General features: G+C 52.9%; 9 protein-coding genes and 1 pseudogene. 8 read left to right on the forward strand and 2 right to left on the reverse strand.

Annotated features, from left to right (window positions below; all coding sequences use genetic code 11):
* The first annotated feature begins 26 nt into the window (after window positions 1-26).
* From SPM24T3_RS12580 to SPM24T3_RS12595, 4 genes are read left to right on the forward strand one after another with little or no spacing between them, the layout of a single operon-like run.
* Window positions 27-1,568 carry a sugar ABC transporter ATP-binding protein gene (locus SPM24T3_RS12580; RefSeq protein WP_009637140.1) on the forward strand — a complete coding sequence of 514 codons (1,542 nt, stop codon included), beginning with the start codon at window positions 27-29 and terminating at the stop codon, window positions 1,566-1,568.
* Window positions 1,561-2,547 (forward strand): ABC transporter permease, encoded by a 987-nt coding sequence (locus tag SPM24T3_RS12585; protein WP_009637141.1) that lies wholly within the window; start codon window positions 1,561-1,563, stop codon window positions 2,545-2,547. The genes SPM24T3_RS12580 and SPM24T3_RS12585 overlap by 8 nt, the downstream gene beginning before the upstream one ends.
* Before the next feature lies 1 nt (window position 2,548).
* Window positions 2,549-3,502, forward strand: coding sequence for an ABC transporter permease (locus SPM24T3_RS12590; RefSeq protein ID WP_009637142.1), 954 nt, complete (start codon window positions 2,549-2,551; stop codon window positions 3,500-3,502).
* A 44-nt stretch (window positions 3,503-3,546) separates the two neighbouring features.
* Window positions 3,547-5,181, forward strand: a complete 1,635-nt coding sequence (locus SPM24T3_RS12595; RefSeq protein ID WP_009637143.1) for an FGGY-family carbohydrate kinase — start codon at window positions 3,547-3,549, stop codon at window positions 5,179-5,181.
* 4 nt (window positions 5,182-5,185) lie between these two features.
* Here the strand turns inward: SPM24T3_RS12595 and SPM24T3_RS12600 are convergent, their stop codons facing one another.
* Both SPM24T3_RS12600 and SPM24T3_RS25900 read right to left on the reverse strand, forming a co-directional pair.
* Window positions 5,186-5,941, reverse strand: coding sequence for a phosphate/phosphite/phosphonate ABC transporter substrate-binding protein (locus SPM24T3_RS12600; protein WP_009637144.1), 756 nt, complete (start codon window positions 5,939-5,941; stop codon window positions 5,186-5,188).
* A 31-nt stretch (window positions 5,942-5,972) separates the two neighbouring features.
* Window positions 5,973-6,113 (reverse strand): annotated as a pseudogene (locus tag SPM24T3_RS25900) (fatty acid desaturase); the annotation flags it as partial.
* Between the two features lie 296 nt (window positions 6,114-6,409).
* Here SPM24T3_RS25900 and SPM24T3_RS12605 point away from each other — a divergent pair.
* From SPM24T3_RS12605 to SPM24T3_RS12620, 4 genes are all read left to right on the forward strand, one after another.
* Complete coding sequence (locus tag SPM24T3_RS12605; protein WP_009637145.1) at window positions 6,410-7,519, forward strand: AI-2E family transporter; 1,110 nt, start codon at window positions 6,410-6,412, stop codon at window positions 7,517-7,519.
* 284 nt (window positions 7,520-7,803) lie between these two features.
* A complete protein-coding gene (locus SPM24T3_RS12610; protein WP_009637146.1) occupies window positions 7,804-8,544 on the forward strand; it encodes an IclR family transcriptional regulator in 741 nt (246 codons plus the stop codon).
* Between the two features lie 32 nt (window positions 8,545-8,576).
* Window positions 8,577-9,992 (forward strand): YfcC family protein, encoded by a 1,416-nt coding sequence (locus tag SPM24T3_RS12615; RefSeq protein ID WP_009637147.1) that lies wholly within the window; start codon window positions 8,577-8,579, stop codon window positions 9,990-9,992.
* 24 nt (window positions 9,993-10,016) lie between these two features.
* Window positions 10,017-11,852, forward strand: coding sequence for a CocE/NonD family hydrolase (locus SPM24T3_RS12620; RefSeq protein WP_009637148.1), 1,836 nt, complete (start codon window positions 10,017-10,019; stop codon window positions 11,850-11,852).
* Window positions 11,853-11,922: the final 70 nt, after the last annotated feature.

Raw genomic sequence — 11,922 nt, forward strand, 5'->3', positions numbered from 1 at the left:
TCACCAGTGCAGTAAGGAAAATGTCGATGAATAATATTGCGACGCTTGACTCCAGCCAGAGTCATTCTGCTTCCTCATCCGAGGCATTAATCAGCCTCGAACATATCAGTAAAAAATTTCCCGGCGTATTAGCGCTGGATAACGTCACTCTGACTTTGAATAAGGGCGAGGTTCACTGTCTGGCCGGGCAAAATGGCTGCGGAAAGAGCACAATTATTAAAGTTATCTCCGGGGTTTATCAGCCTGAAAAAGGCGCGGCAATTATGCTGGATGGCAAATTATTCCATTCGCTAACCCCGCAGCTGTCTTCTTTTTACGGCATTCAGGTGATTTATCAGGATTTATCGTTATTCCCTAATTTATCGGTAGCCGAGAATATTGCCATTCACCGTTATTTACCCGGCGGCGATTTCTGGGTGCATAAAGACGCAATGCGCCAAAAAGCTCTGGCGGCGATGAAACGCGTTGGCGTGGCGCTGGATCCAGATCGCAAAGTTGAAAAACTGTCGATCGCCGATCGCCAACTGGTCGCTATCTGTCGCGCCATCGCCGCCGACGCCAGCCTGGTTATCATGGATGAACCCACCGCCTCGCTGACGCGTACCGAGGTCAATGGCCTGTTGCGAGTCGTGAACGAGCTTAAAGCGGCCAATATTTGCGTAGTGTTTGTCAGCCATCGCCTCGATGAAGTCATGGAAGTCGCCGATAGAATCAGCGTGATGCGAGATGGCAAGCTGGTCGGCACCTATCCAGCCAGCGAACTTGACAGCAATGAGCTCGCGTTTCTCATGACAGGCCAGCGTTTCAGCTACAGCCACCTGCCCCATCGCGCGCCCGCTGAAGTCACGCCGCTGCTGGAAGTCAGTCACCTTAGCCGCGCCGGGCAATATCAGGATATTTCCCTGTCGCTGCGTCAGGGCGAGATCACCTCAATCGTTGGACTGCTCGGCTCCGGGCGAACCGAGCTGTGCCTCAGCCTGTTCGGCATGACCCGCCCCGACAGCGGCGAGATCCGCATTAATGGCAAGCCGGTGAGTTTTCGCAGCAACCGTGACGCGATTCGCAATGGCATCGCCTATGTTTCCGAGGATCGCCTGACTCAAGGGCTGATTATGGAGCAGTCGATCTACGACAACACACTGGTTTCGATCTTCAACAAGCTGCAAAAACCCAGCGGACTGATGAATCATCGCAAAGCTAAATCGGTGGTTAACGATCTGATCCGTGATCTGAATATCAAGGTCTCTGACAGTGCGCTGCCGGTGAAAACACTGTCCGGCGGTAACGCACAGCGCATCGCCATCGCCAAATGGGTCGCCACCGAGCCACATATTCTGATCCTCGACTCCCCCACGGTTGGCGTTGATATCGCTAATAAAGAAGGGATTTACCGAATTGCCCGCGATCTTGCCGAGTCGGGCATGGCGGTGCTGATGATTTGCGACGAAATCCCGGAGGCCTATTACAACAGCCACCGCGTGTTGGTCATGCGCAAAGGTGAGCTGGTCGCCGAGTTCTCGCCGCACCAGTGTAGCGAACAGCAGATTGCGGAGGTGATCAATGCGTAATCATTTATCTAAAGCCCTCTCTTATCATGAGTTTTGGCTTGGGGTGCTGGTGCTATTACTGGCGGTTGGCCTGAGCATCAGCACCAAAGAATTTCTGACCATCGGCAACCTCACCGATGTCGCCACCAGCTATGCCATTCTGGGGATTCTAGCCTGCGGCCTGTTCGTAGTGCTGATCGCTGGAGGGATCGACATTTCGTTTCCGGCGATGACCTCGATGGGTCAATATGTAATGGCGAGCTACATCATTCATCACGGCGGCAGCTTCCCGGTGGCTTTCGCGATGGCGATGGGCGTCGGGCTGTTGCTCGGATTGGTCAACGGTTTTCTGGTCTATTGGTTACGCGTGCCGGCAATCATCATCACCATTGCGACGCTAAATCTTTACTACGGCCTGCTGGTGTATTTCACCGACGGTACCTGGCTGTACGGCTTCCCCGACTGGTTTATGAACGGCATAAACTGGTTCTCGTTCACCGCTTCCGACGGCAACGATTACGGCCTGACGCTGCCGCTGCTCAGCCTGGCGGCGGTGATTATCGCCACTGGCGTGCTAATGAACCGCACCCGTATTGGTCGGCAAATCTATGCCATGGGCAGCAATCGCGATGCAGCATCGCGGCTGGGCCTGAACATTCTGCGATTACACTTTTACGTTTACGGTTTTATGGGGCTGCTGGCGGGCATTGCCGCCGTGGTGCAAGCGCAAATCACCCAATCGGTAGCGCCAAATTCGCTGTTGGGCTTTGAGCTAACAGTACTGGCGGCCGTGGTATTGGGCGGCACCAGCATGACCGGCGGTCGCGGTTCGCTGACCGGCACCATTCTCGGCGTGATGCTGCTGGCCTTCCTGCAAAACGGTCTGACGCTGCTGTCGATCTCCTCTTACTGGCATCAGGTGTTTAGCGGAGTGATCATTCTGGTCAGCATCAGCAGCACCGCGTGGAATGAAAAACGCAAACTGGCGAAGGGTATTTAACATGAGCACATTAACCCGCTTTATCCCCGCTGACAGAATCATCCGTTTGCAGGTGTTGATCATTATTGCCGTCGCCCTGCTGTTCTCGTTCACGCTGGGTAAAAGTTTCTTTAGTCTTGGCAACTTCCAGTCCATCTCTTCGCAACTGCCGATCCTTGGCATGCTGGCACTGGGAATGGGCATAACCATGTTAACCGGCGGCATTAATCTGTCGGTAATCGCCGGAGCCAACGCCTGCTCACTGGTGATGGCGGCTATTCTGGTCGCCCACCCTGATCAGCCGCTGTATTTTGCGCTGGCAATGCTGGCGGGTATCGCCGTGGCAATCGTGATTGGCCTGCTTAACGGCTCGCTGATTGCCTACATTGGCGTCTCACCCATTCTCGCCTCATTGGGCACTATGACCCTGATTGCCGGGCTGAATATCCTGCTTACCGGAGGAACGGTGATTTCCGGTTTTCCATCTGCTATTCAGTATCTTAGCAGCGGAAATCTGCTAGGAATACCTATTGCGCTGGTGCTGTTTCTACTGGTGGCGTTTCTGCTGTGGGTCGTGCTCGAGCACACTACGCTGGGCCGAAGTTTGTACCTGATGGGCTCCAACGAGCAGGCCACGCGCTTCAGCGGTGTCAGTACCCATCGCGTGACGCTGGTGGTCTATGTACTGTCGGCGCTGTTTGGCTGGGCGGCGGCGCTGCTGATGATGTCGAAATTCAACTCGGCCAAGGCGGGTTATGGCGACTCCTACCTGCTGGTCACTATTCTGGCCTCGGTGTTGGGCGGCATCAATCCTGACGGCGGCTTTGGTCGAGTGATTGGTCTGGTGCTGGCGCTGGTGGTATTGCAGATGCTGGAAAGCGGCCTGAACCTGATGGGCGTCAGCAGTTATCTGACCATGGCGCTCTGGGGCGGCGTGTTGATCCTGTTTATCGCATTACAGAATCGTAAATCATAATCGACTTTAAAAGACATTGATTACAGAGACATAAGGATCTAAACATGGCGAGTTATTTTATTGGCGTGGATGTGGGAACTGGCAGTGCTCGCGCAGGCGTGTTTGATTTGAAGGGACACATGGTCAGTCAGGCCAGCCGCGACATTACCTTGTACCGCCCGAAAGCCGATTTTGTGGAACAATCCTCGGATGAAATTTGGGCCGCCGTTTGCAACGCGGTAAAAGATGCAATGAATCAGGCAGATATCAACCCGATTCAGGTCAAAGGCATGGGCTTTGATGCCACCTGTTCGCTGGTGGTGCTGGATAAAGAAGGCAAACCGCTGACCGTGAGCCCCTCGGGTCGCAGCGAGCAAAACATTATTGTCTGGATGGATCACCGGGCTATTTCACAGGCCGAACGCATTAACGCTACCGGCCATCGGGTATTGGAGTTTGTAGGCGGCATTATCTCGCCAGAGATGCAGACACCGAAGCTGCTATGGCTCAAACAGCATATGCCGACTACCTGGAGTAACGTTGGCCATCTTTTTGATTTACCTGACTTCCTGACCTGGCGCGCAACCAGCGATACTGCCCGCTCGCTATGTTCTACTGTCTGTAAATGGACCTATATCGGCCACGAAGATCGCTGGGACACCAGTTATTTCAAGCAGATCGGTCTTGAAGATTTGCTGGATAACAACGCGGCGAAAATTGGCAGCGAGGTGAAAACCATGGGCCAGCCGCTAGGACACGGCCTGACGAAAACTGCCGCCCGTGAACTGGGGCTGATGCCGGGCACCGCAGTGAGTGTATCGATTATCGATGCCCACGCCGGCAGTCTGGGAATTCTTGGCGCAAGCGGCGCATCCGGCGAGACCGCCGATTTCGACCGCCGTATCGCGCTGATCGGGGGTACTTCGACCGCACACATGGCGATGTCGCGATCTGCTCGCTATATTGGCGGCATCTGGGGACCCTATTTCTCTGCACTGTTGCCGGATTACTGGCTCAACGAAGGCGGTCAATCGACCACCGGCGCACTTATCGACCACGTAATTCAGTCACATCCCTGTTATGCCGATTTGCTGAAGCAGAGCAAAGAACGCGGTAAAACAATTTATGAAACCCTGAATGCGCTGCTGCGCGAGATGGCGGGAGAACGCGAAAATATTGCTTTCCTGACCCAGGATATTCACATGCTGCCCTACTTCCACGGCAACCGTTCACCGCGCGCCAATCCGACCTTAACCGGCACCCTCACCGGCTTGAAACTTTCTCGCACGCCGGAAGATATGGCGCTGCATTATTTAGCGACCATTCAGGCGCTGGCGCTAGGTACGCGGCACATTATCGAAACCATGAATCACAGCGGCTATGCGATAGACACCATGATGGCCAGCGGCGGCGGTACTAAAAATCCGGTATTTGTTCAGGAGCACTCCAACGCGACCGGCTGCGCGATGCTGTTACCGGAAGAGAGCGAGGCGATGCTGCTAGGCAGCGCAATGATGGGCACGGTGGCTGCGGGAGTGTATGAATCGTTACCCGAGGCGATGGCGGCCATGAGCCGTATCGGCAAGACGGTGACACCGCAGACCAACAAGATCAAAGAGTATTACGACCGAAAATATAAGGTATTTCATGAGCTTTATAACGATCACATGAAATATCGCCGCCTGATGCAGGGAGGATAAGCGCTTAAAGAATGATGTCGTACTGTTTGCGGCTGACTTTGCTAAAACCGGTGATCAACGCCTGGCGGCAGAGCTGCTGATAACGCGGCTCGCTGACCAGCCTTTTCAGCGCTTTTCTCAGCCCGAAGATTTGATCGGCAGAAGTGTTGGGGCCGGTAATCAGCGGCAACCCCGGAGTAAGCGGCGTTTCACCGATCACCTTCAATTGGGCAAGCGCCTGCGGCTGATATTTCTTTAATAAAGCAAAAGTCACGCAGTCGATAGCGGCAATATCCGCTTCGCCCTGCTGGATCACCTGCAAAGATTGGCGATGGCTACCGCTAAAGATAATCTGACGAAAGAAGCAGCCGTTTTCACTCAACGGCTCAACCATTTTGCGCAGCGCATTAAAACCCGACTGCGAATCTTCGCTGTTGCACACCACTACGCGCTGGCGAAAATCGGTTACCCCAGCCCCCATATCTTTCTGGCGCGTGACTAAAAAACTTCGATAACCCAACCCTTCACAGCCCGGCGCTGAATAGTGGAAACAGCCCAGCGGTTGCACATCTTTTAGACGGGTCACCAACGGATAGCCGCAGGTTTGGCTTAACAACAACTGTGGCTGTTGCCAATGTTGAATCAAATCTTGTGGCCAGGATAAAGACGCATTGCCAGCAGTAAGGCCCTCTTCTGCCATCAGCTCACGCAAACCCGACCATAGCGCGTCAACATCAGGAGGATTTACCGCATACATCGGTAAAGAAACTGCATTATTCATGCTTTTCGCCTACGTTTTACAGGGATGAGCGCCCCGGAAGGTTGTGCTGCACTGAGTGATAATTAAGATTAAGAAAAAGTATACCCCAGATCAAGGCTGCTTGATTAATCACCGTTCTGGCCTGCGGGTCTTCTGCCGCCCATTGTTCGAGAAAATAGCGGATTTTGGTTAGATGACTCTAATATTTATTAGGCTCAGAAATATCAACTAATTTACGGATGTTGATTATTTATCGTAATTTTAGTTTTAAGCCAATGCGCATACGCCACAGGGGCTGCTGTTAAAATCTTTTGTGAACCACAAAACATGTATTTTCTGACTTAAGGAAGGCTCAAACAGAATTACGCGCGATAATTTAACTTAAGTTATTTTTTCTGCGTCAGAAGTGCTTAAGTCACTGTCGTAAAGTTGCAAAGCGGCAGCTTCACTCTATAGTTCGATGACTAAATTGAGTTTCAGGGGAAACACATGAGATTAAGCGGCATTTCCAAGGGATTTTTCATCCTGATACTTTTCATCGTGACATGGGCGTTTCTGGATGTTTTACAGCCGTACTATTCGTCCGTACTGTGGGCGGCTATTTTAGCGATAATTTTCCATCCGCTAAAAACCAAGTTCCGAGACTGGCTTGGAGACAAGAACGGCATCGCGGCATTGCTGACACTGCTGGTGATCTGCCTGATTGTATTCACGCCATTGGCGGTTATCGCCTCTTCACTGGCGATTGAGTTCAATATGGTTTACAGCAAGCTGCAGCATAACAATACTCAGCTTCCAACTATTATTGCCGACGTTATCCAGCATTTGCCGGTCTGGGCGCAGCACCAAATGGCCGAATACAACCTCGACACTGCTGCTGGCATTCAGCAAAAGCTCTCTGGTTTCGCACTCAAAGGCAGCCAATATCTGGCTGGCAGCGTGTTCCTAATCGGTAAAGGCACCTTTAGTTTCGTGGTCGGCTTCGGCATTATGCTGTACTTGCTGTTCTTCCTGCTAAAGGACGGAGCTTATCTGGTAAACCTGATTCTCGAAGCACTGCCTCTAACTAAACCCGTTAAACATCATCTGTTTATGAAGTTTGCTGCGGTATCTCGTGCCACGGTTAAAGGCACCGTTATCGTCGCCATCGTGCAGGGCGCGCTGGGCGGATTGGCGTTCTGGATAACGGGTATTGAGGGCGTTTTGCTGTGGGGCGCGCTAATGGCCTTCCTGTCTCTTATTCCGGCGGTAGGTTCTGCCATTATCTGGGTTCCGGCGGCGATTTACTTCTTCGCCTCCAGCCAGCTGTGGCAAGGTATTTTCCTGGTCGTGTTCTTTGTCGTTATCATCGGGCTGGTGGATAATATTCTTCGCCCGCTGCTGGTAGGTAAAGATACTAAAATGCCTGACTACATGATCCTTATCGCCACGCTGGGTGGTATGGAAGTCTACGGTATTAACGGCTTTGTGATCGGTCCACTCATCGCTGCGCTGTTTATTGCCTGCTGGAATATTCTTTCCGGTCGCGATAATGAAGAAAATATCGAAGAGATTGACGAAGACTTTATTGAAGACGGCAAAGCACCGCCTGAAAACTGATAATTTCGATTGCTCACAACTGAGAGCGGCTAATCACCGCTCTTTTTTATTTTTTTGGATCCGCCAGCAATATTCCCTCTTGTAGCCCATCATTCCCCATTTCAAATACTGTCACTGATTACCCTCTATAAACTTCAACTTAATGCCGAATAAAACTCTGTGACCTGGCGCGCGTTTACCTTTTGCTCTCACTTGTCATCGTTGATAAAACGTGCAATGTTTATTTTCACAAAAAATAAAACATCGGTTCACCTAACGAACCTACCGATAATAAAAGGAAAAAAATGAATGAGCCTGGCGTAGCAAGCCTCGACGGCGCTTTGCAGCTGTTAAACCTGCTGGCAGACCGCCCTGGGATCGGTCTTAGCGAAATTGCGCGCCGCAGCGGTATTACCAAGTCGCGCGTTTATCGCCTGCTATCGACCCTCGAAGCACGGTTCTATGTCCAAAAAAGCGGCGATCCGGCGACTTATCGTCTGGGGCACCAAATTTTGGTGCTTGGCATCAGTGCTCGAAGCCAGAACTTGCTGCTCTGCGCGGCAGAACCGTGGCTTGACCAACTGAGCGAACGCCTAAACGAGAATCTACAAATTCGCCTGCGCGAGGGTGAAGAAGTGGTTCAGATTATTTCTCGCACCTCAAAACAGACGCTTCAGGTGAGAAGCGCGGTAGGTAATCGTCGACGTTTGGGCGAAGGCCCTTCGGGAAAGTTGCTGCTGGCCTACGCCACGCAGGCTTTACAGGACCAATATGTCGAACAGGCAAAAGATCCAGCGCAGTTATCCGCTCAGCTAAGAGAGATACGCCAACAACAGCTCGCCCGCTCGCGGGGAGAACTGACGCCGGGAGTCTGGGCCTTTGCCGTGCCGATATTTGATAGCCGCCGTGAATGTATCGCGGCGTTAAGTCTGAGCGCACCTATGCAGCGCGCCGAGCCGAGCGCCGATGAGGTCATCGAACAACTAAGCCAGGCAGCGGCACAAATTTCGGCGCAGCTGGGATGTTCATCCTACTGCACACTTTAGCGGTTGTTTTATCTTGAACAGAGGGCAACACCATGACTGAATCCAGCCTGACAACGCACAAGAAATTCACCAGCGGCAAGCAAATGAATCCGACGCTGGTTTTACTGTTTATCGTGGTCGTGGCAGTCGTCATGACCTGGATACTCAGCTCGGGGGAGTTTCAGCATCAGGGTCAAAAGGTGATCCCAGGAACCTATCAGGTCATTGAAAAACATTATTCACTGACCCAGATGCTAGGTCTCGGAGCAGCTCCAGCCGCGGGACAAGCCGCGCCGGTCGGCATTATTGACGGCGTGATGGCTATCCCAGCGGGGATTGTGAAACAGGCAGGGCTGATCGTCATGGTACTGTTTATCGGCGGGATGTTTGGCGTACTGAACCAGTCGGGCGCGATAGAAGCCTCGCTGGAACGTCTGCTGGGTATCACCAAAGGTAATATTTACTTTCTGGTACCCACGCTGATGCTGGTGTTTTCAGCGGGCAGCACCTTTATGGGGCTGGCGAAAGAGTATTTGCTGGTCATCCCACTGGTGGTGGCCTTGATGAACCGGCTTGGCTTGCCCAATATTCTCGGGCTGGCGGTTGTCGCTGTCGCCGTCAAGGTCGGCTATCTGGCGTCTGTCACTAATCCTTATGCGCTTTCCATCGCGCAGCCGCTGGTTGGGGTGCAGATATTTAGTGGCCTGAGCATGCGTTTGGCGGCCTATGTGCTGTTTATGCTGACAGGCGTCGCTTTCGTTTTATGGGCGATACGCCGACACGGCCCCGTTGGCGGCACGATCGACACTTCGTTCTCTACTCAGCCGCTTTCGCTGCGCCACTGCCTGATGATGTCGACTCTGCTGGTTGGCATAGCCTTTATGGTTTTTGCCGCCAATCAGTGGCATTGGAAAAACACCCAACTCTCGGCCTACTACCTGTTTTTAAGCATGATTTTCTCGGCAATGAGCGGCATGGGTGCCAGCGCGTCGGCGGATGCCTTTGTCGGCGGGATGAAAAAAGTGCTGATTGCCGGATTGCTGATTGGGCTGGCAACGGCGGTTGAAATCGTGCTCAGCCAGGGCAAAGTGATGGACACTTTAATCAACGCGCTGGTGCAGCTGGTCGGGCAGCACGGCCCGTACATTTCGGCTTACGGCATGTTTATCTGCCAGCTGTTACTGGACATTGTGATCCCTTCAACCTCGGGCCAGGCTGCTGTCACCATGCCGATACTCGGGCCACTGGGGCAGCTTTCCGGCGTTGCGCCACAGACCACCGTGTTTGCTTTCCTGATGGGCAACGGGCTAACCAACATGATAACGCCCACCTCCAGCGGGCTACTGATTTTCCTCGCTTCTGCACAAGTGGGATGGACTCAGTGGGCGAAGTTTCTGCTGCCGCTGTTTCTTATTTTTGCCGCGCTGGCGATTGCGATGCTAACTGTCGCAGTCGCCATCGGCTACTAACTTATCCTTCGATGGAAAACGATAATGCAATCTGAAACCACAATGACTCTGCTTGAAAACGTGATGATCACCCTGCGCGATGGTGTAAATCTGGCAACCGACATTTATTTACCCGCTGGCTCAGGCCCTTTCCCGGTGGTGGTTGAACGTACGCCTTATAACAAACGCGGGCAGTCGCGCTCTGAGGTAAATGTCGATGGCAGCAAACTTTCGCGTCGCGATATGGCGCAGGCATTGGTCAATCGCGGCTATGCGGTGGTATTTCAGGACTGTCGCGGCTGTTATGGTTCCGAAGGCGTGTTCACAAAATATACCTCAGAGGGCGTCGATGGCTTCGATACCCTGCAATGGATTATCGAACAGCAGTGGTGCAATGGAGATATCGGCAGCATGGGGCTATCGTATGCTGCCCATACCCAGCTGGCGATGGCCTGTCTTAATCCACCCGGTTTGAAAACCATGGTGCTGGATTCCGGAGGTTTTCATAATGCGTTTCAGTGCGGCATTCGCCAAGGTGGAGCCTTCGAACTCAAGCAAGCAACCTGGGCGTATAAATGGTCGCAGGAAAGCCCGCTGGCGCAGCAAAATCCGTTGATTCGCAAGGCATTGGAACAGGAGAATATTCTCGACTGGTTTGCGCAAATGCCGTGGTTTCCCGGACACTCCCCGCTGCGCCACGTCCCGGAATATGAAAATTATTTGTTCGAGCAGTGGTCGCAGGGCGAATTCTCGGATTATTGGCGACAAAACGGGATTTATGCCGCCGAGAGTTTTGAGCAAATTCCTGATATGCCGGTGATGTTTATGTCCAGCTGGTACGACGCTTATGTCAGCTCGACGCTGGATAATTTCAAGGCATTTTGTCAGGGCAAAACCTACCCACAGCGATTGATCATGGGTCCGTGGTTGCATGGCGACCGTAACATCACCTTTAGCGGCAACGCCGAGTTTGGGCGCGCCGCGGCATTTGATAACAACGTTGCAGCCGACTGGATGACCTGCAGGCTCGACTGGTTCGATCGCTGGTTAAAAAATTCGGCCAGCAAAGAGGCACCGCACGAGGTTGAAGTGTTTGTGATGGGCGGCGGTGGCGGCGATAAAAATGATGCCGGGCGTTTGCAGCACGGCGGAAAATGGCTGAACAGCGATCAATGGCCGTTAAAAGGCAGCCAACCCACCACCCTGTTTTTACATCGTGACGGCGCTCTGTCTTGCGAGCAACCCTCCCGCTCTGCCGCCCCGCTGCGTTATCTCGCGGACCCGCATCACCCAGTGCCGACGATTGGCGGTTCCGTGACCTCGGGCTTGCCGGTATTTCAGGGCGGCGCGTTTGACCAGCGCGAAAGCAGTGAATTTTTCGGCACGCGTGGCGATAATTTACCGTTGAGCGCGCGCGCAGATGTGCTGGTATTCCAGACTCCAGAACTTGAAAAGGATCTATTGGTCGCAGGAGACGTGACTATCAAGCTGTGGATTTCCAGCTCGGCGCTCGATACCGACTTCACCGCCAAGCTGGTCGACGTTTATCCGCCCTCAAAAGATTATCCGCAGGGCTATGCGATGAACATCACTGACGGAATTATTCGCTGTCGTTATCGCCAGGGTTGGGAAAAAGAGCAGCTGCTTTCACCCGATGAAATTGTCGAAGTCACTATCGCGCCTTTTGCCACCTGTAATTTGTTCAAAAAAGGGCACCGCATTCGCCTGGACATCGCCAGCAGCAATTTCCCGCGCTTTGACAGCAACCCCAACAGCGGCGAACCGGAAGGTCAGGCAAGATTAAAACAGACGGCGACCAATCAGGTATTTGTCGATTCTCTGAGGCCATCGAGACTGATCATCAGCGTTTTGCCCCTCTGATCAGGCGATGGCGAAACTGTGATCGCGCTGAACGAACAACAACCGTGAACCAAGATTGTGCAGGTTTAAA

Source organism: Serratia sp. M24T3 (assembly GCF_000257645.1).
GTDB lineage: Bacteria > Pseudomonadota > Gammaproteobacteria > Enterobacterales > Enterobacteriaceae > Rouxiella.

What these genes read in the sequence shown, in the direction of transcription:
- SPM24T3_RS12580 (WP_009637140.1), top strand. Translation starts at nt 27, where the DNA reads ATGAATAATATTGCGACGCTTGACTCCAGCCAGAGTCATTCTGCTTCC.
- SPM24T3_RS12585 (WP_009637141.1), top strand. Translation starts at nt 1,561, where the DNA reads ATGCGTAATCATTTATCTAAAGCCCTCTCTTATCATGAGTTTTGGCTT.
- SPM24T3_RS12590 (WP_009637142.1), top strand. Translation starts at nt 2,549, where the DNA reads ATGAGCACATTAACCCGCTTTATCCCCGCTGACAGAATCATCCGTTTG.
- SPM24T3_RS12595 (WP_009637143.1), top strand. Translation starts at nt 3,547, where the DNA reads ATGGCGAGTTATTTTATTGGCGTGGATGTGGGAACTGGCAGTGCTCGC.
- SPM24T3_RS12600 (WP_009637144.1), bottom strand. Translation starts at nt 5,941, where the DNA reads ATGAATAATGCAGTTTCTTTACCGATGTATGCGGTAAATCCTCCTGAT.
- SPM24T3_RS12605 (WP_009637145.1), top strand. Translation starts at nt 6,410, where the DNA reads ATGAGATTAAGCGGCATTTCCAAGGGATTTTTCATCCTGATACTTTTC.
- SPM24T3_RS12610 (WP_009637146.1), top strand. Translation starts at nt 7,804, where the DNA reads ATGAATGAGCCTGGCGTAGCAAGCCTCGACGGCGCTTTGCAGCTGTTA.
- SPM24T3_RS12615 (WP_009637147.1), top strand. Translation starts at nt 8,577, where the DNA reads ATGACTGAATCCAGCCTGACAACGCACAAGAAATTCACCAGCGGCAAG.
- SPM24T3_RS12620 (WP_009637148.1), top strand. Translation starts at nt 10,017, where the DNA reads ATGCAATCTGAAACCACAATGACTCTGCTTGAAAACGTGATGATCACC.